Here is a 22,956-nt window from a genome sequence, read left to right on the forward strand (position 1 = left end):
CTCGCGTTGCCGCCCGTCTCCCGCCGGTTCCCCGCCGGTTCCCGCTCCGTGGTTTTCCCGACAGGCTGTCGGTAAAGAATGGCGTCATGACCTCACGGCCGGCGGCGCATCTGCCCTTCTCCACTCTCATCCGGGACGCCACGAAGGCGCAGCACACCCGGGCGGAGAGTTCGACGTTCATGAGCGACATGCTCGGCGGCAGCCTCGGCAGGGAGGCGTACACGCGCTACACCGAGCAACTGTGGTTCGTCTACCGGGCGTTGGAGGAGGCGGCGGACAAGCTCTTCGACGACCCGGTCGCCGGCCCCTTCGTACGGCGGGAGCTCTTCCGCCTGCCCTCGCTGGAACGCGACCTGGACCATCTGCACGGCACGGGAGCGTGGCGCGGCACGGTCACACCGCTCGCCGCCACGGAGTCCTACGCGGAGCGGATCGCGGAGGTCGCCCGCGACTGGCCGGGCGGCTATGTCGCCCACCACTACACCCGCTACCTGGGAGACCTCTCGGGAGGCCAGGTCGTGCGGGGGGCGGCAGAGCGGAACTGGGGCTTCGCACACAAAGGCGACGGGGTCCGGTTCTATGTCTTCGAAGACATTCCGAACCCCGCCGCCTTCAAGAGGGGGTACCGCGAACTGCTGGACTCGGTACCGGCCGACGACGAGGAGAAGTGGCGCATCGTCGGCGAGTGCGGACGAGCCTTCTCGCTGAACACCTCGGTCTTCGAGGAGCTCGCGGCTCCCGTTCCGACCGGCCGCTGACGCGGCGGCGCCGGCAGAGTCGATGCCGTCGTTCAGCCGCCCGCCCGCGCCGGGCTGAGCGTCAGCCCATGGCCTGGCGGGCCCTGGCGCTGTCGGTCAGCGACGAGGGGTGTGCGTCCTTGCACAGCTTCACGTGGCCGACGTTGTGCACGTAGCGGGCGCTGATCCAGTAGTTGCTGTTCCGCAGCTTGTACCAGAACGGGTTGCCGGCGATGACCTGCGCACGGATCTTGCAGTCGAGGCCGCGCTTGGCGTGGTAGGGGAGTACGTACTTCACCGAGGAGTCGGTGCTCGGGTACTGACGGACATTCAGGCCCGACATGGCGGTGACGATGCCGTAGGGCTTGTGGGGGACGGCGACGGTGCCGGCCGCGGACGCCTCGGCGGTGCTCGCTCCCAGGAGCGAACCGCCCAGGAGGACGGCGGAAGCCGTGGCGGCGATCCGTACACGACGAGCAGTAGTGGCAGCCATGCAGCTGCCTCCTTTCCGTATGCCGTGAGCGGGTGGGGCGGCCCTCGTTCGCGTAAGGAAAGCGCTCTGAGCGGGACTGCCACACGCCGGATCACGGGGCTACTGGGACGTTCTGCCCGATTTTATGCCGCTCTGTGATGGTCTATCAGCTTTCACACGCGCGATCGTTCGCCTCAGTTCACCTGTGCGGAATGGGGGCGGGACGGCGGCAGGTCGGCGGCAGGCGGCGGCTGGAACAGCCTCGGATGGGACGGCGGGCCGACTCGTGCCGAGTACCGGCGGGCCGTTCGGCGTTCATGCGCTGCGCCGAGATGCCCGTAATCGTCCGCCGCACTCGACCGGGGCGGTACGGAACCTGCCAGGGGGCTACACCGACTCTCCCCTGAGATCTGCGGCGGCGGCCGCGCATGATTGCATACGGGCGCCTGGTTCCTGGAGACGAACGCCCTGGGCGGGGCGATAAGGTGCTATACCGCAAGCGGGGCGGGGAGGACACACGATGAATGCGCGACAAGCACGGCGGACACGGCTGCTCGCGTCGGCGACGGCTACGGCGGTGCTGTCGGTGACGCTGTCGGGATGCGTGACGGTGCACGGCGAGGACGCCGTGATCCCGGCCGTCTCCAAGGCCGACGCGAGGAAGATCCTCAAGGAGTTCAACACCACCAGCAACAAGGCCAACTCCTCCCATGACCCGGGGCTGAACTCCACCATCGAGACGGGCGCGCTCGGCGCGATCGACCAGGCCGGTCTGAAGTCGCGCAAGAAGCTGGCGCCGAAGGGCAATCCCGACTACGAGCCGCTGCGTCTGTCCGACGCGCGCTTCCTGATCCCCAAGCAGGCGGGCTGGCCCAAGTTCTTCGTGGCCGATGCGCGCAGCAACCGCACGAGCGACGGGCGTTGGCTGCTGGTCTTCCAGCGTGACGACGCCGATTCCGACTGGCGTGCGTCGTATCTGGCGGTGTTGCAGAACCCGGAGATCCCCCGCTTCGTCGTAGGCAGGGACGGCTATGCGAAGGCCGTACGGGACGGGGCCGCGTCCCGGCTGGTGGTGCCTCCGGACGAACTGAGCGATGCCTACGTGAGCTATCTCGGCGAGGGCACCGGCGAGTTCGCGCCCGGTGAGCACACCAGCAAGCGGCGCGAGCAGCGCAAGGGCTCGGCGAACCGGCCCGGCAAACGCACCGAGTTCGCGGACGTGCCCGCCAAGGCACCGCAGTACGCACCGTTCGGGCTGCGCACCCGCGACGGCGGTGCCCTGGTCTTCTTCGCCTCACAGCACCACACCAAGGAGACCTACGCGGCGGGCTACAAGCCCCCGGTGAAGGACCCGCTGGTGAAGGCACTGATGACGGGCACGCCACGGCAGTCGGTGACGTATGTGCGCGTCTCGGAGCAGGCGGTGAAGGTGCCCGCGGAGAAGGACGGCGGCGAGGTCGAGTTCCTCAACCGGATCGACGGGCTGACCTCGGTCAAGGGCGAGTGAGGCGCCGCACGCGCCGCGTCAGCGTGCCGGCCAGGCCGTTGTCTCCTCGCCCGCGTGCGCCGCGCATGCGTCGGTGAGCGCTTCCAGAAGGGTCAGCGGCTCGGGCAGGGTCGCCGGGGAGGACAGCGCACCGGTGCCGTCGACGGTCGCACCCGCACTCGTACCGGCCGCCTCTTCGTTGGCGTCCGCGTCCCCGTCCGCGGTGACCGCGTCAGATCCCGTCCCCGGCGGGCGCACCCAGCGCACCTCGGCGCTCTCGCCGGTCCCTGGCAGGGTCGCGGGCGGCACCAGCACATAGCTTCCGCGGCAGTGCCAGCGCAGGCCGGGGTGTTCGTCCATCGTCTCGGGGTGGCAGTCCAGCTCGCAGGGCCACCACTCGTCCTCGTCGTCGGGGGTGCCGCGGGTGGCGGTGAAGAACAGCATCCGGTCGCCGCCGGAGAGCGCCACGGGGCCCAGCGGTACGCCCTCAGACTCCAGCCGCTCCAGGGCCGCCCATCCCGCCGCGGCCGGTACGTCGAGCACGTCGTGGTCCCGTCCGGTGGCCGCGACGAAGTTCGCGTGGGGATGGCTCTGCGCCCAGCGTTCGATCTGCGCGGCGTCGGTGGTGGCCTGCGTCTGCCACCCGAAGGAGAGCGGGTGGCGCCCCGGCGTGGGGCATCCGATGCGTACGCATGAGCAGCCGTAACCCGAGGGGTGTGCGGCGGGTGCGAGGGGAAAGCCCGCGGCGGCGGCGGCCAGCAGCAGTGCGGTACGGACGCGGGCGGCTTCGGCTTGAGCGGCGGCGCTCCGGGAACTCGCCGTCCGGCCACCGGGGCCGCTCCGTGCGAAGTGACGCAGCCACCGGCCGAACCTGCTCTCGCGTTCCATCTACCGCCTCGCTCCGCAATTTTCGCGACCACAACCGTGGATCTCCGAGGGTACGCAGCACTGGACCCGCTCCGTGCCGAATCGGGGGATCGTGACTGACCCGTCGTCATACGGGTATCGGTCCCGGCCTCCGGGCATCTGACCGGCACGTACGCCTCACGGCCGGCGGCGTGCGGCCGCCGCGGCCCGTACACCCTCCTGCCGCACCGTCAGGGTCTCCGGGCGGCATGTTCCGTTCCACGGGCCTAGCTTGAGATCCATGGTCATGATCGCGGTCAGGGCCGTACGGGCCGTCCACGCCGTCCGGGCCCTCCTCTTCCCGCTGGTGCTGCTTGCGCCCTGCGCGGTCGTGCCGGGGTGCGCACCGGCGCCCGCCCGGATGCGGGGCACCGACGCGGTACGTGCGGCGGCGCTTCCCCGTACCGTCTACGCCGCGCACCGCGGAGGCGCCATGGAGGTGCCGGAGAACAGCATGGCCGGGCTGACGTCCGCCTACCGGCGCGGCTCCGCCGACGTACTCGACGTGGACGTGCGGAGGCTGCGCGACGGAACCCTCGTCGCGATACACGACGCGACGCTGGACCGTACGACCGATCACAAGGGCCCGGTCGCCGCGCTGACGCAGCGCCAGTGGCACCGCGTAAGGCTGCGCCCGGAACACGGACTGCCTGGCGCCTGGCGGCCGGAGCATCCGCCGACGGCGGCCGACGTGCTCGACCGCTTCGGCGGGCGGATCGTGCTGAACGTCGAGCTCAAGGACGGCGGCGGCCTCCGACGCCTCGCCGCGCTGATCCGCAAGCGTGGCCTCGCCGAGTCGGTGTACGTGCAGTCCAACGATCTGCGGCTGGCGGCGAAGGCACACCGCATGGGGCTGCTGACGTCGGTGTGGAGGTCGGTGGGTCAGGCACGCCGCGACCACCCGGAGCGCTGGCGCGGAACGGTCGACATGCTCAGCGTCGACCACCGCGCACGCGACGCGGACATCCGCAGGGCCGTCCGCTCGGGCGTACGCCGGGTCTGGTCGCACACGATCAGCACGCCCGCGCAGCGGGACCGGGTGCTGCGGCTGGGCTGTGACGGCGTGCTGACGGACGCTCCGCGCCTGCTGGCGCGTACGCCGCGGGAACCGCACCGGACACAGGCGGCGGAACCGGGAGAGCGCGGTCGCGATGCCCACAGGCCCGTCGGCGGGATGAGGCGAGAAAAGAAGAGTCGGCAAGGCCGCGAAGCGCGGAGAGGGCGGGGAGCGCGGCGGCCACAGCGGGACAAGGCGGACGCCCCGGGCGGCGTGCGGGACCGCTGAGCGAACATTCCGTTCACATCGCGGCGAAGACAGGCCCCCAGACCCCACCATGGGCGCAGCACAACGCGCGTCGACCCCGTAAGGAGCCTTCGTTGTACGGACCCGGCTACACCCCGCGCCGCTATCTGATGTGCCCACCGGCGCACTTCCGCGTGACGTACTCCATCAACCCCTGGATGGACCCCGACAAGCCCGTGGACATCCCGCTGGCGCTGGCCCAGTGGGAGGAGCTGCGCGACCGCTACCGTTCGCTCGGCCATACGGTCGAGGAACTCGAACCGGTCGAGGGCCTGCCCGACATGGTGTACGCGGCCAACGGCGCGACCGTCGTCGACGGCCGTGTGCTGGGTGCACGCTTCGCCCATCGGGAGCGCGCGGGAGAGGCGGCCGTGCACCGTGCCTGGTACCGGGCCAACGGCTTCGCCGACGTGCACGAGCCGGAGCACATCAACGAAGGCGAGGGCGACTTCGCGGTGACCGGGTCCTGGCTGCTGGCCGGCCGGGGCTTCCGCAGCAGCCCGCTGTCGCACGGCGAGGTGCAGGAGTTCTTCGGACGGCCCGTGATCGGCCTGGATCTGATCGACCCGCGCTACTACCACCTGGACACGGCGCTGTGCGTGCTGGGCGGGGACGAAGTCATGTACTACCCGCCCGCGTTCTCCCCGGGCAGCCGGGCCGTGCTCGCCCGGCTCTTCCCCGAAGCGCTGATCGCGTCCGAGGCGGACGCCGAGGCGCTCGGACTGAACGCGGTCAGCGACGGCTACCACGTGATGCTGCCGCAGGCCGCCGTCGGTCTTTTCGAGCCGCTGCGGGAGCGGGGCTATGAGCCGGTGCCGATCGATCTGACGGAGCTGCTGAAGGGCGGGGGCAGCGTGAAGTGCGTGACGGCCGAACTGCGCCCGGCGGCCTGAGCGTTGACGCGTAAGCCGACCGGGGCCTCCTGAGGTGTGTGCGGCCCGGCTGCCGCTGCCGCCGGGCCGCGCACCCTCTCCCCCGTCCTCCCGCTCTCCCCCGCTCTACCGCATTCCCCGTGGCTCTTTCCGATACGGGCTCCTGGTCAGCGCCGGGCGCCCTCCGCGGCGAAGGGCAGCCCCGTGGCGAGACCGCTCAGCGCGACCGCCAGCGACTCACCGAGGTAGCTGACGCCGATGGAGAGCGTGAGCGGCCGGGCGTGCTCGTGCATTCCGGCCCGTACGGCGAGATAGCCGAAGGCGCCCATCACCGCGAAGCTGCCCACGGCGGCCAGGAACGTCCGGATCGTGTAGCGCTGCCAGGCGACCCCGTCCCGTTCGAAGACCGACACCGTACGGCCGCGCAATGCTCCCAGCGCGAAGCCCAGCACGCTGCCGCCCGCGACCCAGCCGATGTCGGCGGCCGTGAGTACGTCCGCGGTCTTCGCCACGTTCCAGACGCCGACGCCGGTGAGGATCACGGGGGCACCCAGCAACTCCCTTGCGTTCAGCGGTTCTCCGTAGAGCCGCTTGATCACCAAGCCCGCCACCAGTGCGGCGATCAGCAGTCCGGTCGTCCATCCGTTCATGACTGACGTACCCCCGTTTTTCTAGCATGGTCATGCGAGAAAGAATGTAGCGCACGCGTGCTATAAAAGCCAGATGCCGAAGATCGTGGACGCCGGGGAACGACGCAGGGCGGTGGCGGAGGCCGTCTTCACGGTGGTCGAGCGCCAGGGGGTGGAGGGCGCCTCGCTGCGCAACGTCGCCGACGAGGCAGGGCTGGCCATCGGTTCGGTCCGCCACTACTTCCGTGACCACTCGGAGGTGCTGCTGTTCGCCATGGAGGAGATGTCCCGGCGCTTCGAACAGCGCGTGCTCGCGCGTGTCGAGCGGCTCGCGGGGTGCACGGACCGCGGGGAGCGCCGCGCGGGCACGGAGGCGCTGCTGGAGGAGTTCCTGCCGCTGGACCGCACGCGACGTCAGGAGGCCGCCGTCTGGTACGCGTTCGTCACCGCGGCCCGTACGCGCCCCGAACTGCGGTCGCGGGCCGAGGAGGTGCTGGAGGGGATGCGCGAGGTGATGGCCCGTGTGCTGCGCGGGGGGCAGCGCACGGGTGCGCTGCCGGAACGTCTCGACGTGCGTCTGGAGAGCGTCAGGCTCGCCGCGCTGCTGGACGGGCTGACCGTGCAGGCCGTGCAGGCTCCCGGATTGCTGCCGCCGAAGCTGCTACGGGACGTGCTGCGGCGTCATCTGGACGCGCTGTCGGTGGCGGAGAGCGGGTAAGGCGGCCCTAGGCGTGTACCGGTGGGCCGGGCCGGGCCGGGAGCGGATGAGCCCGTGGCCGGTGGCTGCGGCGAGGGAAGCGGGCCGCCCGCAGCAGGTCAACTCCCCGCGGCCGACGGGCCGTTCGGCTCCGCCGGCCAGGCGTCGCCCCACTTGGCGTCGCGTGCCAGACGGTAGTCGGCGCCGTGCCGCTTGGTGACGGTCGCGGGCCGCAACTCCTCGCCCGGGGTGCACAGTTCCAGCAGCACCTGGCCCTTGCGCTTCTGCGGCCTGCGCACGATGCGCCCTCCGGCCGGAACGCCCGCGACGCCGGGGCGCACCGCGGCGACATACGCGAACTTCTCGTCCTCGTACGGCAGTGAGCCGCCCTTGAGCCGACGGTGCAGGGAGGAGCGGTTGACGCGGGCGGCGAAGTGGCACCAGTCCTCGCCGGGCACCATCGGGCACGGCGCGCTGTGCGGGCACGGCGCGAGCACTCGCAGCCCGGCGTCGAGGAGACGGTCGCGTGCGTCGAGGACACGGGCATGGCCGTCGGGCGTTCCGGGCTCGGTGATCACCACCGCGCGTCCGGCGCGTGCCGCGGCGCCGACCAGCGACTGCCGCTCGGGCACGGCCAGTTCGCCCAGTACGTACGAGACGGTCACGAGGTCCGCGCCGGGCAGCGAGGGCGCATCGCCGTCGCCGTCGCCGTCGCCAGAGCGCTCGTCGCGGACGGTCAGCGAACGCCGCCGCCACTCGGCCGCGTGCAGCGCCTCCGCGCCCGAACGGCCGGACGTGTTCGAGGAGTTCGAGGTGCACGCGGTGCCCGGGCCGCCCGGGCCACCGCCGCTCGCAGGGCTCGACTTCCCTGCGGCGCCCGCCAGTTCACGTCCGAGCGCGAGCGCGGGCTCGGAGCGGTCGAGGACCGTTGTGCGGCGCGTGCCGCTCTCCGGGCCGCCGCCGGCTCCGCCCCAGACCTCGGCGGCGGCCCACACCGCCGCACCCGTGCCGCCGCCGACGTCGAGATGGCTCTCCGGCCGCCAGTCGCCCGTACGCACGGCCAGGGCTTGGAGCGCGGCGGTGACGGCGGCGAAGGTGGCGGGCATGCGATAGGCCGCGTAGGCCACGACGTCCGCGCGGTCGCGCAGCACGGGGGCGGGCTCCTCGCGCCCCCGGTAGCCGGACATCAGCCGCTCGACGGCGCCGGCCGCCTGGCGCGGCGGCAGCCCGTCGACGAGCGCGGCGAGGGCGTGCCGCAGTTCTTCCTCGATCACCACGGCAGTCTATGGAGCCCCGCTGCGCGCGGCGCGGGCGAGGCGGGTGGCCGCTTCGGCGCGCGGGCGGTTGTCGGCGGGGCGCCGTACGGGGTGGACGGTGTTGGCGAGCAGCACCAGGAAGGTGTCCGTCGCCGGGTCCAGCACCAGGCTCGTACCGGTGAAGCCCGTATGCCCGGCGGCCGTTCTGTGCTCAGGAGACCTCAACTCGCCGCTGCCGCCTGCCAGTTCGCCCATGAAGCGGGGCTGGCCGACGGCGAGGCCCAGCCCCGGCGGTGCCAGCATCGCCCTCACCGAGGAGGGCGTGAGAATCCGCGCGCCTCCGTATGCGCCGCCCGACAGCAGCGTGCGGCACAGCACGGCCAGGTCGGCGGCGGTCGAGAAGAGACCCGCGTGGCCCGCGACGCCGCCGAGGGCGAAGGCGTTCTCGTCGTGGACGGTGCCGCGCAGCATGCCGCGGTCCGCCTTGGCCCAGGGGCGGCGCTGGTCCTCCGTCGCCGCGGCCGAGGCGGCGGGCACGGGACCGTAGGAGGTGGACTCCATGCCCAGCGGACCGGTGATGCTGTCCCTGACGAGGGCGTCCAGGCCGATGCCCGAGACCCGTTCCAGTACCTGCTGGAGCGCGATGAGGTTGAGGTCGGAGTAGCAGTGCGTGCTTCCGGGGGCGGCCACCGGCTCCTCGTCCCACAGCGGCGCCAGAAGGCCGCCGCCGTCCCGCTCGCCTCCGAAGGGGATCTCGGGCCGCAGCCCTGAGGTGTGCGTCAGCAACTGCCGTACGGTGATGCGTTCCTTGCCGCGGGCGCCGAACTCCGGGACGTACAAGGCCACTTCGCGGTCCAGCGCGACCGTTCCGCGTTCGCACTGGCTCATCGCGGCGACGGCCGTGAAGAGCTTGGTGAGCGACGCCAGATCGAAGAGCGTCCCGGGTGTCGCCGGCTCCCAGCGCTCCCTCGGCAGCTCGGCACCGGCGCCGGCCTCGGCGTCGTAGGACGAGTAGCGCACCGCCCAGCCCGTGGCGTGCTCCAGCGCGATCCACGGGCCACGACCGGCCACCGCAACCGCGCCGGAGCACCAGCCCGTCACGGGCAGCAGGTCCAACTCGTCGCGCAGCGCCGCCAGTTCCGCCGGGCACAGACCCGCATGCCCGGCGGTCGGCGCGTGCCTCAGCTTCGCGCCGTCCGCCATGGACGGCACAGCCCCACGAACGCGACGGCGGCGATCAGCAGCGAGCCGAGCTGCACCAGCGCCATCGGCACGGCGGTCCGCTCGCCCGCGACACCGACGAGCGGCGAGGCGATCGCGCCGATCAGGAACTGGGAGGTGCCCAGCAGCGCCGAGGCCGACCCGGCGGCGTGCGGGGCGCGCAGCAGGCCCTGGGAGTTGGCGTTCGGCATGACGAAGCCCATGCCCGTCATCAGTACGCACAGCCCCGCCGCCACGGGCACCAGCCCTGGCCGTCCGAAGACGCCGCTGGTCATCAGCAGCAGTGCGACGGCGGCCGTACCGGTCATGAGGAGCCCGAAGGCGAGGACCCGGTCGAGCGGCACCCGGCCGACGAGCAGCTTGCCGTTTATCTGGCCCGCGGAGACCAGGCCGATGGAGTTCACCATGAACAGCAGGCTGAACGTCTGCGGGCTGGCGCCGTAGATCTCCTGGACCACGAACGGCGAGGCGGAGACGTAGGAGAAGAGCGCCGCGAAGCTGAGACTGCCCGCCAGGAGATAGCCGGTGAAGACGCGGTCGGCGAAGAGGCCGCGCATGGTGCGCAGTGCGTCGGGGACGCCGCCGCTGTGCCGCTTGTCGTCCGCGAGGGTCTCCGGAAGCCAACGTGCGACGACCAGGGTGAGTACGAGACCGACGCCGGTGAGTACGAGGAAGACGCCGCGCCAGTCGGTGAAGCGGAGTATCTGCCCGCCGAGTACGGGGGCGAGGATGGGCGCGAGGCCCGATATCAGCATCAGGGTGGAGAAGAAACGTGCCATCGCGAGGCCGTCGTACAGATCGCGGACGACGGCCCTGGCTATGACTATCCCGGCGGCGCCGGTGAGGCCCTGCACCAGCCGGAAGAGGATCAGCGTCTCCACGCTGGGCGCGAACGCGCAGGCGGCTCCGGCCAGTACGTAGCCGGCCATGCCGATCAGCAGCGGGCGCCTTCTGCCGAACTGGTCGCTCATCGGGCCCACGACCAACTGGCCGACGGCAAGCCCGAGAAGGCATCCGGTGAGCGTGAGCTGCGCGGTGGCGGCAGGGGTGTGGAGGGTGCCGCTGACCGCGGGCAGCGCCGGGAGGTACATGTCCATCGACAGCGCGGGCAGTGCCGTGAGGCCGCCGAGTACGAGGGTCACCAGCAGGCTCGCGCGGCGGCGGCGGGTGAGCGTCGGGGCGGGGCCGGTGGCGGGCCCGGGCCCGGCGGGCGCGGGAGCCGCGGCAGCGGGAACCGTGGTCGCGCTCCCGGACGGGGTCTCGAATGCGGTCTCTACGGGTGCGGTGCCGACGGGCGCGGTGCCGACGGGCGCCGCGGTGCCGGCGTGTGCGTCGGCGGCGACGGGGTCGCCGAAGGAGTCGGTGACGGGGACTGCGGCGGAAGCCGTGGCTGCGGCCGTTCGGGCAGGGCCGGGGTCGGACATGCACCTCTCCAGGAGATTGTTGACGACTGGCACATTCTCCCAGACATGTCCGTCCCCGGCCCAACCGCTTTTCCTCACCCACGGCCCTCACGGGCCTGTGCGCAGCCTTTTCACTCCGCGGCCGCGCACCGCGACGGGCCTCGGTCAGAGCGGTTCAAGCCCTGGATCACCGGCCCGTGAGACGAAGGACGCGGCCGTCGCGACGGGTGCCCCCGGCCGGGTGACCAGGTCCACCGTGCGGTAGTCCGCGCGCAGTCGCCGCCGGTCAAGGGTGACGAGGACGTATCCGCGGCGCCCGTCGTAGAACTTCATGTGGGGGTTGGCGTCGAGGAAGGTCTGCCAGTCGCCGGGCTTCGCGACCCCGTCGCCTCCGCTGGCGACGGACGTGGTGACCAACTCCACACCGGCGGTGCGCGATCCGGTGTCGTCGAAGTCCTCCTTGATGTCCATGGCGTAGTGCACGTGTACGTCGCCGGTGAGCACGGCGAGGTTCTTCACCCCGGCCGTGCGTGCCGCGTCGAGGAGGCGGCGCCTCGCCGCCGGATAGCCGTCCCAGGCGTCCATGGACAGCGGGTACGGGCCCGTCGTCCGGTCGCGGCGCCGGGAGAGGACGGTCTGCTGCGGCACCAGGTTCCACACGGCGTTCGAACTCTTCCAGCCGTCCGCCAGCCAGCGTTCCTGCGCGGAGCCGAGCATCGTACGGTCCGGCCTGCCGGTCTCGTCGGTCGGCACCTGCCAGCCGTCGCCCGCCGACTGGTCGTCGCGGTGCTGGCGGCCGTCGAGGATGTCGAGCTGTGCGAGCCGCCCGAAGTGCAGCCTCCGGTAGAGCTGTAGCGAGGAGCCCGAAGGCTGCTGCGGCGGGCGCAGCGGCAGGTTCTCGTAGTACGCGCGGTAGGCCGCCGCGCGGCGGGCGAGGAACGCCTCGGGGGGCGAGCCGTCGGGGGTCTCGTCCGCGTAGTTGTTCTCCACCTCGTGGTCGTCCCAGGTGACGATCCAGGGGTGGGCGGCGTGCGCGGCCTGGAGGTCCGGGTCGCTGTGGTAGAGCGCGTACCGCAGCCGGTAGTCCTCCAGCGTCGTGGTCTCCTTGTTGAACGCGTCGGGAAGGTTCAAGGACGGGTCGGCGCGGTCGCCGCCGTGCGCGTCGACCGCGTACTCGTAGAGGTAGTCGCCGAGATGCAGCACGGCGTCGACGTCCTCCTCCCGCGCGAGATGTCCGAGCGCGGTGAAGTAGCCGTCGTGGTACGCCTGGCATGAGACCGCCGCGAAGCGCAGCGATCCGGACGAGTCGCCGGTGGCCGGCGCGGTGCGGGTGCGGCCCACGGGGCTGGTCCATCTGCCCACGCGGAAGCGGTAGTAGTAGCGGGTACGCGGCTGAAGGTTCTCGGGGACGACGTGCACCGCGTGGTGGAACTCCGGGTGCGCGGTGACGCTTCCGCGCCTCACGCCGCGCGTGAAGCGCTCGTCACCGGCCAACTCCCAGTTGACGGTGACAGGTTGACGGTCGAGTCCGCTGTCCGGCGTGTACGGGTCGGGGGCGAGGCGGGTCCACAGCACCACGGAGTCGGGCAGGGGGTCGCCGGAGGCCACACCGAGGGTGAAGGGGTCTTTGTCGATACGGGCAGGGTCGAGCTTCGCTGCGGCGTGTGCGGGTCGGGGGAGGTTGACACCGAGGGCCAGGGACACCGTCGCCGCCGTCCCTGTCAGCAGTCGGCGACGGCACAATTGCCGTGCAGCCGCACGGTATTCGCTGTCTGCGCTCGAAGGCTGCGTCATACATGCGATTGCACAGTCCGTGAGAGTCCGGCAGCGGACGGACACGCGACCGACGAGTGACCAGTCGGTGGCAGTCGAGCGGCTGTGGCTCCCCGCCGCCTCAGGGAGCGGCCGGCGCCGGACTCCGTCGGGGCAACGCGAATGACAGCCCGTACTCTGCGCGCATGACGACACAGGGTGAGAGGACGGCCAGGGGTGAGGGGACGCGGACGGCACTGGTGACCGGCGCGGGTTCGGGCATCGGACGGGCCGTCGCAGTGGAACTGGCAGCGGCCGGCTGGCAGTTGACGCTGGCGGGACGGCGGCCCGAGCCGCTGGAGGAGACGGCACGGCTGGCCGAGACGGCTGCGAGGGCCGTGGCGGACGCCGCGACTACGGAGACGGGAGGCGCCGCGCCTACGGAGGTCGCTCAGGTCGTGCCCACGGACGTCACCGATCCGGAAGCCGTCGCGGCGCTCTTCACGTCCGTGCGGGAGAGGACGTCCGGGCGGGAGAGCGGCGGCCGGCTGGACCTGCTGTTCAACAACGCGGGCACCTTCGGCCCCGCGGTGCCGCTGGAGGAGCTGTCGCCCGAGGAGTGGCGCGGCGTCGTGGACGTCAATCTGACGGGTGCCTTCCTGTGTGCGCAGGCGGCGTTCCGGCTGATGAAGGATCAACGGCCGCAGGGCGGCAGGATCATCAACAACGGGTCCGTCTCCGCACACGTGCCGCGCCCCGGCTCGATCGCGTACACCGCGACCAAGCACGCGGTCACGGGCCTGACCAAGTCCCTTTCGCTGGACGGCCGTTCGTACGGGATCGCCTGCGGCCAGATCGACGTCGGCAACGCCGCCACGGAGATGACGGCACGTATGCAGACCGGCGTCCCCCAGGCGGACGGCACCACGCGGGCGGAGCCGGTGATGGACGCGGCGGACGTCGCACGCACGGTGCTGCACATGGCGGAGCTGCCGCTGGAGGCGAACGTGCAGTTCGCGACGGTGATGGCGACGACGATGCCGTACATCGGCCGGGGGTGAGGCACGGGGCGGCGGCACCGGGCCGATCAGCGGGCGGAGGCGGACGAACGAGGAGGCGGGGGTCTAGCGGCGGTGCCTGTGCGCAGCGCAGACTCGATGCCCCGCAGAGAGAAGGGTGCGTGCGATGAGTGAGGCGTCAGGGGTGCCCGGGCCGTCAGGGCCGGAGGCGAGCGGTGCGGACGGCGCGGAGGCGGATGCCGCGCCCGAGGCAGGCGCCGCGGCGGACTCGGGCGGCGCGGGCGAGGCAGGCGGCGGGGGCGAGTCCGCGGGCCCGCCGCCCGGGCCCGGATTCGGCAACTACCAGAACGACATCTACCTCAACGGCCTCGACGGACGGCTGCCGCCCTTCACCACCGACCTCACCCTCCTCGGCTCCTCCGCACGCGAACACCTCGACTCCGGCGCCTTCGGCTATGTCGCGGGCGCTGCGGGCTCCGGCTCGACACACCGCGCCAACCGTGAGGCGTTCGACCGGCACCGGCTCGTACCGCGGATGCTGCGCGGTCCCCAGGCACGCGATCTGCGTACGACGGTGCTGGGCACCGAGATTCCCGCGCCGGTGCTGCTGGCGCCGGTGGGCGTGCAGTCGATCATCCACCCCGACGGGGAGCTGGCCACGGCCCGCGCCGCCGCCGCCGTGGGCGTCCCGATGGTGCTCTCGACGGCCTCCTCGCACACCATCGAGCAGGTCGCGGAGGCGCACGGCGCGGACAACCCCCGCTGGTTCCAGCTCTATTGGCCCAACGACGACGACGTGTGCGTCAGCATTCTGGAACGCGCCCGCAAGGCCGGGTACACCACCCTCGTCGTCACCCTCGACACCTGGACCCTCGCCTGGCGCCCCCAGGACCTCGACCAGTCGTATCTGCCGTTCATCCGCGGCGTCGGCACGGCCATCCCCTTCTCCGACCCGGCCTTCCGCGCCGGCCTGGACAAGTCCCCGGAGGACGATCTGATCCCGGCGGTGCTGCGCTGGGTGCCGATGTTCACCGGCACCGACCACTCCTGGGACCAACTGCCGTTCCTGCGGCGGCACTGGGACGGCCCGATCGTCCTGAAGGGCGTGCTCCACCCCGACGACGCCCGCCGGGCCGCCGACGCCGGAATGGACGGAATCGTCGTCTCCAACCACGGAGGCCGCCAGGTCGACGGCGCGATCGCCTCCCTCGACGCGCTCCCCCCGATCGTCGAGGCGGTCGGCGAGCGCATGGAGGTGCTCTTCGACTCCGGCGTACGCACCGGGTCCGACGTGCTCAAGGCCCTCGCCCTCGGTGCACGCGCCGTGCTCGTGGGACGCCCCTACGCATACGGACTGGCCCACGGCGGAGAGGAGGGCGTACTGCACGTGCTGCGCAGCCTCCTCGCCGACCTGGACCTCACCCTGGGTCTCTCCGGGCACCGCACACCGGCCGAGCTGTCGCGGGACTCGCTGCAAGGCGGTCTGTGACCGCGACTATCATGGTCCGTACGGCGGACGAGCCGGCCGGGCGGCCGCGTCGGGGCCCGGCCTTCGGGCCAGGCTCCGCCGAGGAACGTCCGGGCTCCACAGGGCAGGATGGTGGGTAACGCCCACCCGGGGTGACCCGCGGGACAGTGCCACAGAAAGCAGACCGCCGGGCCCGTATCCGTACGGGACCCGGTAAGGGTGAAACGGTGGTGTAAGAGACCACCAGCGCCCAGGGCGACCTGGGCGGCTAGGTAAACCCCATCCGGAGCAAGGTCAAGAGGAGCCGTCGGCCGACGGCTCTGCGCGGACGACCGAGGGCTGCCCGCCCGAGTCCGCGGGTGGACCGCAAGAGGCCGGCGGCGACGCCGGTCCCAGATGGATGGCCGCCTCCCCCGGCGCCGCGAGGCTACGGGGAGACAGAACCCGGCGTACAGGCCGACTCGTCCGCCTCACTGTCGAAACCGCAGGTCGGAGAGGGTGCCCCCTCCGGGCCGAACTGCCCCGGTCGAATCCCGGTCGAATTGGGGGCGGGCAGACCGTTCCACGGGCCCGTCATGCCGAGGCTGTGCTGGGCGAATCCCCAGGATGTATCTGCGATGTAGAGGGTGCAGGCGGCTGCCGTGACGGACGCGATGACTACGGGTCCGGCCGGTCGGGCAGCGGTTTGCAGGGCGTGCGCTGCGCACCATGTGGCGGGCACGAGCAGGGCTGCCACCGCCCACGCGCCGTGCGCGGTGCACCGGCCACAGACACCTGATGACCGCAGCCTCCCGACGACCACCGCCTCCCGACGACCACCGCTATCCGGCCGTCGCCGCCGCCTCCAGGTGCGTCTTGAGGCGGCCCAGGGTGGTGCCGATGTTGGCGTTGTTGGCCCCCATGCGGTCGAGGACACCGGTGATCATGATGGCGAAGGGTATGAACCACAGTGGCACCCGCAGCCAGTTGGTCTCGGTGACGCTGCATCCCTCCTCCGTCGCCTCGATGTCGTACTGCCAGCGGGAGATGGGGATTCTCAGGGGCGACGCCGTCACCTCGTAGGCGAAGCGCCGGCCGGGATCGGCGTCCGTCACGCGGCAGTCGGTGACCCAGCGGCGCAGACCGTTGCGGTTGTAGCCCCGGAAGCGCGCACCCACCTGCGAGGGTTCGCAGCCCCCTACCCAGCGGGCGCGGTGGGCCTCCTCGGCGAAGCGGATCATGACGGGCGGGTCGCTGACGATCTCGTACGCGGAGGCGGGTGTCGCGTTGATGACCACGGTGCCGGTGGCCGCGGGCTCCGGGAAGCGCGGTATGCGCATCGGCTGCTCCCTCGTTGATGTAATCGGTGATTACATCAACGGAGGCGAGCGGTCAAGGCTCCTGGCACGAGGCCGAGTTGACGACTCCGAGCCCGAAGGTGTCCAGCACCTGCTCGACCAGTCCCTCCGCCCTCTCCGGCGGGAGATAGCCGTCGACGATCATCAGCGACAGCCCGTAGACCAGAGCCTGACCCGCGAGACTCACGACGGCGGGATCACCGGCGGCCAGTTCGCCTCTCCGCTGGCCCTCGACGATGAGGTCCGTGAGCGTCCGCTCTATACGGGAGAGACGCGGACGCAGTTCGGCGGGCTGCTGCGAGCCGAACACCCTGGACCTGACCAGCTCGAAGCGGTGAGGATGCCGGACGGCGTAGCGCACGAACCCGAGGCCGAAGGCGCGCATCGCCGGGCCCCGTTCACCGGCGACCGCCGCGAGCTGCCACTGCTCGAAGTCGTCGAGGACGCGCTCGGCGACCGCCGTCAACAGGGCCTGCCGGTCCGCGAAGTGCCTGAACGGCGCCCCCGGTGACACCCCGGCACGGCGCGCGACCTCCCGGACGGTCATCCGCTCCGCGCCGCGCTCGTCGAGCAGTTGAAGCGCCGCCGCGGTCAACGCCGCCGGGAGGGAGCCGTGGTGATAACCGGCACGTCCGTCGGGCTCGTCCCTCATGCCGCAGTGCTACCACAGCGGGCGGTGACCGTGCCGCGACACGTACGTCACTCCAGACCGGCCCGGCTACGGCTGGAGCACCGGGTCGCGCCGGTACCGACTGCCTTGCTTGCCACCGGGATCGGACGGTTCGGCCGGGCCGGCCAGGCTCACCGGGTTTCTCGTAGACGGTGTACGGAGACGATCGCGCGTTCACCGCACACCAGAAACCGGGATCACTCGAAGCGAGGGTGTAACAGATCCTGCCCGGAGAAGCGTCGGGCGCGGGGAAATCGTGCCGCTCCTCGCGGCCCGCACGATAGGCGCACAGCTTGTTCCGCCCGTGCGGAGTCCCGGGATGTCACAAGGCACCGCTCCAGGTGCGTATCGGTGCTCGTGAGCGGACTCGGCGGCCACGGCCAACCGCCGGACGGTGTGGGCGCGTTGGACGTCCGGACGAGCGCCGGTCTCAGTCGGTGCCCACGTCCTTCACGTCCTTCACCAGCGCCTCGTAGTAGCCCTTCATCCCCGGGTAGTAGTCGCCGAAGTCCGGCATGGGCTCGTCCCGGAACGCCGCGGTGAACCGGTCGAGGTAGTACTCCCAGCCCGGGCCGATCTCGCCGACCATGGATGTGTCGGTGAGGTGCTGCACGAAGCGCAGTTCGGTGATGCCGTCGCGCTCCGTGAGCTGTGCTTCCAGGTGCCATGTGCCGTAGTCGTGGACGGACGACATCGCGAGGCGGTGCGGTGGCTCGCAGACCTCGATCTTCATCTGGCTCTCCGGACTGCCCTCCTCCGCGGTCATGGTGACGGTCACCGTCTCCCCGGCACCGGGTCTGCCCGTCCACGGGCCGAACCAGCGGCTGGTGCGTTCGGATTCGGTGAGCGAGTCCCATACGTCGACGATGGGCGCGCGGAACGTACGTATGAGAACGAGATCCGTGCCGTCCGCGGTGGGGGTCAGGGAACCATCGGGCTGCGATGTCATGCGAGCTTCTCCTTGGCTTCTGCTTGTGCTGTCGCTTCTGGGGTTTCGACGGCTTCCGCCGGAGAGCGGCCTTGTCGGCGGCGCTCCCTCCGAGTGCGGTGGACCTCGGTTTCGAGGGCGTCGAGCCGCTGCTCCCAGCGGCTCGCGAACTGCTCCAGCCACTGCCGCAGCTCCATCAGCGGCTCCGGCTCCAGCCGGTAGATCCGCTCACGGCCACGATCCTCGGCGACGACGAGCCCCGCCTCGCGCAGCACACGCAGATGCCGGCTGACGGCGGGACGGCTGACGGCGAAGTGACCGGTGATGTCGCCGACATTGCGCGGCCGAGTGCTCAACAACACGAGAATCTCCCGCCGCACGGGGTCAGCCAGAGCTGCTGGGGCCTTCATGAAAAGGAAGCGTAACACATCGGTTACGCTTCCTTCCGAGCGCTCCGCACGGCTCCGTGCAACGAGAAGCCCCCTGCCGGTGCCTTTGTCACTGACAGGGGGCGGTCGCAGCATCGCGCTGCGGGCGGCGCGAGAGGAGACGGGGGCCAACCGCCTCTGGTCCAGCCGCCGAAGGACTCGTTGGAGGCGCTGGCGACGATGTTCTTCGCCTCGCGCTCGGTCGGCCTGCCCGGCCGAACCTCTGGCGTTCGAGCATCCAGATCGACGGGACGGCGGGTTTCGACGTCGACGAGGACCGTGCCGATGGCCGGACTGCCCGGAAGGCCGAGACTCAGGCCTCGCCTGCCGGCCCAACGTCGCTCGCCTCGTCGCCGTGGCTGAGCAGGAGGATGCGCAGGGCTGCGGCAAGGTCGTCCTGCTGGTGCTGGTCGAGCGCGGCGAGGATTCGTCGTTCGTTGTCGACGTGGGCGGCGACGGCACGGTCGATGAGTTCGCGACCGGCGGGCGTGAGGGCGACGATGACGGTACGGCGGTTGGCCGGGTCGAGGTCACGTGTGATGTAGCCCTTGGCGACGAGCCGGTCGAGCCGGTTCGTGACGGCACCCGAGGTGACCATCGAGGAGCGGGCCAGCATGCCGGCGGTCATGCCGTCGGCCGAGTCGGCGCGACGGAGGGTGGCGAGGACGTCGAACTCGCCCCTTTCCAGGCCGAATTCACTGAAGAGCTTTTTGAGTTCGCGCTCGGCGATCCGGGTCATCCGGGAGAGGCGGCCGAGGACCCGCATGGGGGACGCGTCGAGGTCAGGGCGGACCCGGGCCCACTGCTCCACGACGAGGTCGACGGCGTCACGCGTCACGAGAGAACTCCTCAACGTTGAACTGTTTGACGCAAAGGTACCACTGGGCGTACTGTCGCCAACGTTGAACATTTCAACGTTGAGAGGTCTCGATGACTACCACGCCCACCACCTCGGCGACAGCGCCCACCGAGGCCGCACCGTTCGGCGGCACGCTGGGAGCGACAGCGCTGACCGCGGCCGTGCCGATCAGTTGGGGCAGCACGTACCTGGTCACCACCGAATTCCTCCCGCCCGGCTGCCCACTGGTGTCCGGGGTGCTCCGCGCGCTGCCGGCCGGGCTGATCCTGCTCGCCGTCACGCGCAAGCTGCCGCAGGGCACGTGGCTGTGGCGCTCGTTGCTGCTTGGCACCCTCAATATCGGCGCGCTCTTCGCGCTGCTTTTCGCCGCTGCCTACCGGCTGCCGGGTGGCGTCGCGGCGACTCTCTTCGCCGTCCAGCCGCTGTTCGTCACCGGCCTGGCGTTCTGGCTACTCAGCGAGAAGCCCACGCGCTGGCGGCTGGGCTGGGGTCTGGCGGGTGTGGTCGGCGTCGGATTGATCGTCCTGCGCGGCAGGGTCTCCTTCGACCTGCTCGGCGTCCTGGCCGGGATCGGAGCTGCCGGGGTGATGGCCGGCGGGATCGTCTTGACCAAACGGTGGGGGCGCCCTGAGGGTGCCGGCGCGGTGACCATCGCCGGCTGGCAGCTCACCGCCGGCGGTCTCGTGCTCGTCCCGCTCGCGCTTGCCCTTGAGGGACTTCCGTCCGGACTGGAGCCGCGTGCGGTCGGCGGCTACGCGTGGCTGTCCGTGGTGGGCGCCCTGCTGTCCTACCCGATCTGGTTCCGCGGCATCGGCAGGCTGCCCGTGGTCGCCGTCTCGTTCCTCTCCCTGCTGTCGCCCGCGGCCGCCACGGCCTTGGGCTGGCTGTTTCTCGGCCAGTCCCTGACGCCCTGGCAGGGCGTCGGTTTCGTGCTCGCGCTGACTGCCATCGCCGCCGCTCAGCTGACCCCCGACGTCGTCCGCGACCTGATCCGTGTCCGCGCTACCAGCAAGGGAGAATGAGCATGCCGCGCACCGTGCTGATCACCGGGGCCACCGGTACGGTGTCCACCGCGCTGATGAACGAGCTGCAAGGGGCCGATGTGACCCTTCGTGCTCTCGTCCGCCGCGAGTCCAGAGCCGACAGCCCGCGCGAACAGGGTGCCGAAGTTTTCGTCGGCGACCTCGACGACCCCCGGTCGTTGCCTCCTGCGTTCGAGAGCGTGCAGGACGTGTGGCTGCTCACCCCGAACGGCCCGCGCGCTCCGGAGAACCACATGAACGCCGTGTGGGCCGCACGCCAGGCCGGCGTCGAGCGCGTCGTGCGCTTGTCCGTCGTCGGCGCGGCACACGACGCGCCGAACCGCAGCGGCAGGCTGCACGCTCTGTCCGACCGGGAGATCGAACGGTGCGGCATGCGGTGGACGCTCCTGCGTCCGCACTGGTTCATGCAGAACCTTCTGAACGAGACGGGCGACATCTGCGCCACGGGTACGTTCTCGTTGAACATGGCCTCGGCGCGGGTCGGCATGATCGACGTGCGCGACATCGCCGAGTGCGCCGCCCGCGTGCTCCTCGACCACCCGGATCGGCACCACGGCAAGGCATACACCCTCACCGGCCCGCGCTCGCTGACGTTCGACGAGGTCGCCGACCAGATGAGCCTCACCCTCGGCAGCTCCATCACCTACCTGCCGGTCAGCGACAGCACGAAGCGCAAGACGCTGCTCGGCTACGGCGTTCCGGCATGGATCGTCGACATGCTCGAAGAGTACGCACAGGCGTATGCCTCCGGCTGGGGGGACTTCACCACCGGTACGGTCGCCGACCTGCTCGGACGCCCTCCGCGCGACATCGCCGACTTCGTCCGCGACCATGCCGCGGCACTCACCCGTCCCGGCACCACCTGAAACCGCGACCCGCTGATCAGCGCCGGATTTCATGGTGAGCGCCACGGCGCCACCCCGTGAGCCGAGCTCGCCCGACAGGCATGTGAGAAACCCTGCGCCTGATCGAAGCCTTGACCTAGCTTGCTAGGATGCTAGCATCGCCATCGTGGGTGATGAAGAGGTCAAACAGTTCAACGTGTACCTGCCCATCGCACTGATCAAGCAGGTCAAGTACCGCGCCATCGAGTCAGGCATGTCGTTCTCGGCGCTGGTCGCCGAGGCGCTGCGCGCCTACCTCGACGACACCCATGGACGCGATCAGCAACCGACGCAGGAGGAGACCTGACATGGCGACCGAAGGAATCGAGGCCGTTTTCCTCACGACGCACAACTGGGGCAAGGCGGCGAAGTTCTTCCAAACCCTGGGCTACGAGCTGGAGTTCGCGACGGACCACAACTCCGGCCAGCTCCGCAACGGCGACAGCCCGTACGTGTTCATCGCCGAGGTCCCCGAGGACCGGGAACCCCAGACGCAGATCGTGATGAAGGTGCCCGACGCAGACGCGTTCCGTCCCGGCCCTGACGTCGAGGTGGTCACGCCGTTCGAGGACACCCATTACGGGACCAGGGAGATGACCGTCCGCGACCCCGACGGGCGCCTGTGGAGCCTCCAGGCTCCACGGAAGAACTGACCGCGACGAGAGGCCGCACCATGGCAGACGAACAGACGGAGGCACCGGACAGCACCGCGGTGCGGACCGCCCTCTGGCGGGCCATGCACCTCCAGGTCGACCCGCCGCCCCACGTGATCGAGGACGAGGTGGGCCTCCGGCTGGCAGCCCCCGGCGACGGCTGGCGCGACCGCCCGGACATGGACCCGCACGCCACCAGCACGTTCCGGGCGGCCATCGTGGCCCGCGCCCGCTTCATCGAGGACCTGGTGACCGAGCAGGCCGAGCGCGGCGTCACCCAGTACGTCATCCTGGGAGCCGGCCTGGACACCTTCGCCCAGCGCAAGCCCGAACTCGCCTCCCGCCTGCGGATCTTCGAGATCGACCAGCCCGGCCCCCAGGCCTGGAAACGCCGCCGCCTGACCGACCTCGGCTACGGCATCCCCGACTGGCTGCACCTGGTGCCCGTCGACTTCGAGGAAAGCGAAGACTGGCTCAAGCAACTGGCCGCCGCCGGCTTCGACTCCAGCCGACCGGCGACCATCGTCTCCACCGGCGTCACCCCGTACCTCACCAAAGACGCCACCGCCGCCACCCTGCACCAGATCGCCGAACTCGCGCCCGGCTCGACGCTCGCCATGACCTTCCTGCTGCCGATCGAACTCGTCGACGCCGCCGACCGCTCCGGCCTCCAAAGAAGCAAGCAAGGCGCGCAAGCATCCGGAACACCGTTCATCAGCTTCTACAGCCCGCAGGAAATGGTCGCGCTGGCCCGGGAATCCGGCTTCCAAGACGCCCGGCACATCTCAGGAGCCTCCCTCGCCGAGCGCTACTTCGCCGATCGCACCGACGGCCTCCGCCCGTCAAGCGGCGAGGACCTGCTGCTCGCCACCACCTGACCATCGCCAGCCACGCGGCATCGCCCGCCTGCACAACCTCAATTCGTCGATTCGC

At 71.0% G+C, this 22,956-nt stretch carries 24 protein-coding genes and 1 other RNA gene; 13 read left to right on the forward strand and 12 right to left on the reverse strand.

Annotated features, from left to right (window positions below):
* The first annotated feature begins 86 nt into the window (after positions 1-86).
* Entirely contained in the window at positions 87-758 is a 672-nt protein-coding gene (locus MMA15_RS06145) for a biliverdin-producing heme oxygenase (RefSeq protein WP_241058025.1), read from the forward strand.
* Positions 759-819: 61 nt separating this feature from the next.
* Here MMA15_RS06145 and MMA15_RS06150 read toward each other — a convergent pair whose 3' ends face one another.
* Positions 820-1,230, reverse strand: a complete 411-nt coding sequence (locus MMA15_RS06150) for an SH3 domain-containing protein (RefSeq protein ID WP_241058026.1) — start codon at positions 1,228-1,230, stop codon at positions 820-822.
* A gap of 499 nt (positions 1,231-1,729) precedes the next feature.
* On the opposite strand from MMA15_RS06150, the gene MMA15_RS06155 reads away from it, so the two are divergent.
* Entirely contained in the window at positions 1,730-2,716 is a 987-nt protein-coding gene (locus tag MMA15_RS06155; RefSeq protein WP_241058027.1) for an SCO2278 family lipoprotein, read from the forward strand.
* 18 nt (positions 2,717-2,734) lie between these two features.
* Here the strand turns inward: MMA15_RS06155 and MMA15_RS06160 are convergent, their stop codons facing one another.
* Positions 2,735-3,583 carry a bifunctional DNA primase/polymerase gene (locus MMA15_RS06160; RefSeq protein WP_241058029.1) on the reverse strand — a complete coding sequence of 283 codons (849 nt, stop codon included), beginning with the start codon at positions 3,581-3,583 and terminating at the stop codon, positions 2,735-2,737.
* A gap of 259 nt (positions 3,584-3,842) precedes the next feature.
* Between MMA15_RS06160 and MMA15_RS06165 the strand changes: the two genes are divergently transcribed.
* Both MMA15_RS06165 and ddaH read left to right on the forward strand, forming a co-directional pair.
* Entirely contained in the window at positions 3,843-4,886 is a 1,044-nt protein-coding gene (locus tag MMA15_RS06165) for a glycerophosphodiester phosphodiesterase (protein ID WP_241058030.1), read from the forward strand.
* Between the two features lie 92 nt (positions 4,887-4,978).
* Positions 4,979-5,797 (forward strand): dimethylargininase, encoded by an 819-nt coding sequence (gene ddaH, locus MMA15_RS06170; RefSeq protein ID WP_372498192.1) that lies wholly within the window; start codon positions 4,979-4,981, stop codon positions 5,795-5,797.
* 146 nt (positions 5,798-5,943) lie between these two features.
* Here ddaH and MMA15_RS06175 read toward each other — a convergent pair whose 3' ends face one another.
* Positions 5,944-6,426: a DUF1453 domain-containing protein gene (locus MMA15_RS06175; RefSeq protein ID WP_241058031.1), complete on the reverse strand. Its 483-nt coding sequence runs from the start codon at positions 6,424-6,426 to the stop codon at positions 5,944-5,946.
* 73 nt (positions 6,427-6,499) lie between these two features.
* Here MMA15_RS06175 and MMA15_RS06180 point away from each other — a divergent pair, with 73 nt between their 5' ends.
* Positions 6,500-7,123 carry a TetR/AcrR family transcriptional regulator gene (locus tag MMA15_RS06180; RefSeq protein ID WP_241058032.1) on the forward strand — a complete coding sequence of 208 codons (624 nt, stop codon included), beginning with the start codon at positions 6,500-6,502 and terminating at the stop codon, positions 7,121-7,123.
* A gap of 98 nt (positions 7,124-7,221) precedes the next feature.
* On the opposite strand, the gene MMA15_RS06185 is transcribed toward MMA15_RS06180, so the two are convergent.
* The 4 genes from MMA15_RS06185 to MMA15_RS06200 form a co-directional block, all read right to left on the reverse strand.
* Positions 7,222-8,376 (reverse strand): small ribosomal subunit Rsm22 family protein, encoded by a 1,155-nt coding sequence (locus MMA15_RS06185; RefSeq protein ID WP_241058033.1) that lies wholly within the window; start codon positions 8,374-8,376, stop codon positions 7,222-7,224.
* A 9-nt stretch (positions 8,377-8,385) separates the two neighbouring features.
* Positions 8,386-9,561 carry a serine hydrolase domain-containing protein gene (locus MMA15_RS06190; RefSeq protein WP_241058034.1) on the reverse strand — a complete coding sequence of 392 codons (1,176 nt, stop codon included), beginning with the start codon at positions 9,559-9,561 and terminating at the stop codon, positions 8,386-8,388.
* Positions 9,540-11,003: a multidrug effflux MFS transporter gene (locus MMA15_RS06195; protein WP_241058035.1), complete on the reverse strand. Its 1,464-nt coding sequence runs from the start codon at positions 11,001-11,003 to the stop codon at positions 9,540-9,542. The genes MMA15_RS06190 and MMA15_RS06195 overlap by 22 nt, the downstream gene beginning before the upstream one ends.
* A gap of 144 nt (positions 11,004-11,147) precedes the next feature.
* Entirely contained in the window at positions 11,148-12,776 is a 1,629-nt protein-coding gene (locus MMA15_RS06200; protein ID WP_241058037.1) for an alkaline phosphatase D family protein, read from the reverse strand.
* 164 nt (positions 12,777-12,940) lie between these two features.
* On the opposite strand from MMA15_RS06200, the gene MMA15_RS06205 reads away from it, so the two are divergent.
* From MMA15_RS06205 to rnpB, 3 genes are all read left to right on the forward strand, one after another.
* Positions 12,941-13,795 (forward strand): SDR family oxidoreductase, encoded by an 855-nt coding sequence (locus tag MMA15_RS06205; RefSeq protein ID WP_241058039.1) that lies wholly within the window; start codon positions 12,941-12,943, stop codon positions 13,793-13,795.
* A 124-nt stretch (positions 13,796-13,919) separates the two neighbouring features.
* Positions 13,920-15,242: a lactate 2-monooxygenase gene (locus MMA15_RS06210; protein WP_241058040.1), complete on the forward strand. Its 1,323-nt coding sequence runs from the start codon at positions 13,920-13,922 to the stop codon at positions 15,240-15,242.
* Between the two features lie 28 nt (positions 15,243-15,270).
* Positions 15,271-15,689: RNase P RNA component class A (gene rnpB / locus MMA15_RS06215), an RNA gene on the forward strand.
* A gap of 353 nt (positions 15,690-16,042) precedes the next feature.
* On the opposite strand, the gene MMA15_RS06220 is transcribed toward rnpB, so the two are convergent.
* From MMA15_RS06220 to MMA15_RS06240, 5 genes are all read right to left on the reverse strand, one after another.
* The gene (locus tag MMA15_RS06220) at positions 16,043-16,540 is read right to left on the reverse strand and encodes an SRPBCC family protein (protein ID WP_241058041.1); all 498 of its coding nucleotides are present in this window, start codon (positions 16,538-16,540) and stop codon (positions 16,043-16,045) included.
* 52 nt (positions 16,541-16,592) lie between these two features.
* Complete coding sequence (locus MMA15_RS06225) at positions 16,593-17,210, reverse strand: TetR/AcrR family transcriptional regulator (protein ID WP_241058042.1); 618 nt, start codon at positions 17,208-17,210, stop codon at positions 16,593-16,595.
* A 448-nt stretch (positions 17,211-17,658) separates the two neighbouring features.
* Complete coding sequence (locus MMA15_RS06230) at positions 17,659-18,177, reverse strand: SRPBCC family protein (protein ID WP_241058043.1); 519 nt, start codon at positions 18,175-18,177, stop codon at positions 17,659-17,661.
* The gene (locus tag MMA15_RS06235) at positions 18,174-18,566 is read right to left on the reverse strand and encodes an ArsR/SmtB family transcription factor (protein ID WP_241058044.1); all 393 of its coding nucleotides are present in this window, start codon (positions 18,564-18,566) and stop codon (positions 18,174-18,176) included. The genes MMA15_RS06230 and MMA15_RS06235 overlap by 4 nt, the downstream gene beginning before the upstream one ends.
* A 331-nt stretch (positions 18,567-18,897) precedes the next feature.
* On the reverse strand, positions 18,898-19,422 hold the full coding sequence (locus tag MMA15_RS06240; protein ID WP_241058045.1) for a MarR family winged helix-turn-helix transcriptional regulator: 525 nt from the start codon (positions 19,420-19,422) through the stop codon (positions 18,898-18,900).
* A 92-nt stretch (positions 19,423-19,514) separates the two neighbouring features.
* Here MMA15_RS06240 and MMA15_RS06245 point away from each other — a divergent pair, with 92 nt between their 5' ends.
* From MMA15_RS06245 to MMA15_RS06265, 5 genes are all read left to right on the forward strand, one after another.
* Positions 19,515-20,465, forward strand: a complete 951-nt coding sequence (locus tag MMA15_RS06245; protein ID WP_241058046.1) for an EamA family transporter — start codon at positions 19,515-19,517, stop codon at positions 20,463-20,465.
* A 2-nt stretch (positions 20,466-20,467) separates the two neighbouring features.
* Complete coding sequence (locus MMA15_RS06250) at positions 20,468-21,352, forward strand: SDR family oxidoreductase (protein ID WP_241058047.1); 885 nt, start codon at positions 20,468-20,470, stop codon at positions 21,350-21,352.
* A 145-nt stretch (positions 21,353-21,497) separates the two neighbouring features.
* Positions 21,498-21,677 carry a ribbon-helix-helix domain-containing protein gene (locus tag MMA15_RS06255; protein WP_241058049.1) on the forward strand — a complete coding sequence of 60 codons (180 nt, stop codon included), beginning with the start codon at positions 21,498-21,500 and terminating at the stop codon, positions 21,675-21,677.
* Position 21,678: 1 nt separating this feature from the next.
* Positions 21,679-22,023: a VOC family protein gene (locus MMA15_RS06260; RefSeq protein ID WP_241058051.1), complete on the forward strand. Its 345-nt coding sequence runs from the start codon at positions 21,679-21,681 to the stop codon at positions 22,021-22,023.
* A 20-nt stretch (positions 22,024-22,043) separates the two neighbouring features.
* Positions 22,044-22,901 carry a class I SAM-dependent methyltransferase gene (locus MMA15_RS06265; RefSeq protein WP_241058053.1) on the forward strand — a complete coding sequence of 286 codons (858 nt, stop codon included), beginning with the start codon at positions 22,044-22,046 and terminating at the stop codon, positions 22,899-22,901.
* The last annotated feature ends 55 nt before the right edge of the window (positions 22,902-22,956 follow it).

Origin of the sequence: Streptomyces marispadix (assembly GCF_022524345.1) — a bacterium.
GTDB classification, from domain to species: domain Bacteria; phylum Actinomycetota; class Actinomycetes; order Streptomycetales; family Streptomycetaceae; genus Streptomyces; species Streptomyces marispadix.

What these genes read in the sequence shown, in the direction of transcription:
- MMA15_RS06230 (WP_241058043.1), bottom strand. Translation starts at nt 18,177, where the DNA reads ATGACATCGCAGCCCGATGGTTCCCTGACCCCCACCGCGGACGGCACG.
- MMA15_RS06190 (WP_241058034.1), bottom strand. Translation starts at nt 9,561, where the DNA reads ATGGCGGACGGCGCGAAGCTGAGGCACGCGCCGACCGCCGGGCATGCG.
- MMA15_RS06245 (WP_241058046.1), top strand. Translation starts at nt 19,515, where the DNA reads ATGACTACCACGCCCACCACCTCGGCGACAGCGCCCACCGAGGCCGCA.
- MMA15_RS06160 (WP_241058029.1), bottom strand. Translation starts at nt 3,583, where the DNA reads ATGGAACGCGAGAGCAGGTTCGGCCGGTGGCTGCGTCACTTCGCACGG.
- MMA15_RS06195 (WP_241058035.1), bottom strand. Translation starts at nt 11,003, where the DNA reads ATGTCCGACCCCGGCCCTGCCCGAACGGCCGCAGCCACGGCTTCCGCC.
- MMA15_RS06265 (WP_241058053.1), top strand. Translation starts at nt 22,044, where the DNA reads ATGGCAGACGAACAGACGGAGGCACCGGACAGCACCGCGGTGCGGACC.
- MMA15_RS06250 (WP_241058047.1), top strand. Translation starts at nt 20,468, where the DNA reads ATGCCGCGCACCGTGCTGATCACCGGGGCCACCGGTACGGTGTCCACC.
- MMA15_RS06220 (WP_241058041.1), bottom strand. Translation starts at nt 16,540, where the DNA reads ATGCGCATACCGCGCTTCCCGGAGCCCGCGGCCACCGGCACCGTGGTC.
- MMA15_RS06165 (WP_241058030.1), top strand. Translation starts at nt 3,843, where the DNA reads ATGGTCATGATCGCGGTCAGGGCCGTACGGGCCGTCCACGCCGTCCGG.
- MMA15_RS06260 (WP_241058051.1), top strand. Translation starts at nt 21,679, where the DNA reads ATGGCGACCGAAGGAATCGAGGCCGTTTTCCTCACGACGCACAACTGG.
- MMA15_RS06210 (WP_241058040.1), top strand. Translation starts at nt 13,920, where the DNA reads ATGAGTGAGGCGTCAGGGGTGCCCGGGCCGTCAGGGCCGGAGGCGAGC.
- MMA15_RS06235 (WP_241058044.1), bottom strand. Translation starts at nt 18,566, where the DNA reads ATGAAGGCCCCAGCAGCTCTGGCTGACCCCGTGCGGCGGGAGATTCTC.
- MMA15_RS06150 (WP_241058026.1), bottom strand. Translation starts at nt 1,230, where the DNA reads ATGGCTGCCACTACTGCTCGTCGTGTACGGATCGCCGCCACGGCTTCC.
- MMA15_RS06145 (WP_241058025.1), top strand. Translation starts at nt 87, where the DNA reads ATGACCTCACGGCCGGCGGCGCATCTGCCCTTCTCCACTCTCATCCGG.
- MMA15_RS06155 (WP_241058027.1), top strand. Translation starts at nt 1,730, where the DNA reads ATGAATGCGCGACAAGCACGGCGGACACGGCTGCTCGCGTCGGCGACG.
- MMA15_RS06200 (WP_241058037.1), bottom strand. Translation starts at nt 12,776, where the DNA reads ATGACGCAGCCTTCGAGCGCAGACAGCGAATACCGTGCGGCTGCACGG.
- MMA15_RS06225 (WP_241058042.1), bottom strand. Translation starts at nt 17,210, where the DNA reads ATGAGGGACGAGCCCGACGGACGTGCCGGTTATCACCACGGCTCCCTC.
- MMA15_RS06175 (WP_241058031.1), bottom strand. Translation starts at nt 6,426, where the DNA reads ATGAACGGATGGACGACCGGACTGCTGATCGCCGCACTGGTGGCGGGC.
- MMA15_RS06180 (WP_241058032.1), top strand. Translation starts at nt 6,500, where the DNA reads ATGCCGAAGATCGTGGACGCCGGGGAACGACGCAGGGCGGTGGCGGAG.
- MMA15_RS06205 (WP_241058039.1), top strand. Translation starts at nt 12,941, where the DNA reads ATGACGACACAGGGTGAGAGGACGGCCAGGGGTGAGGGGACGCGGACG.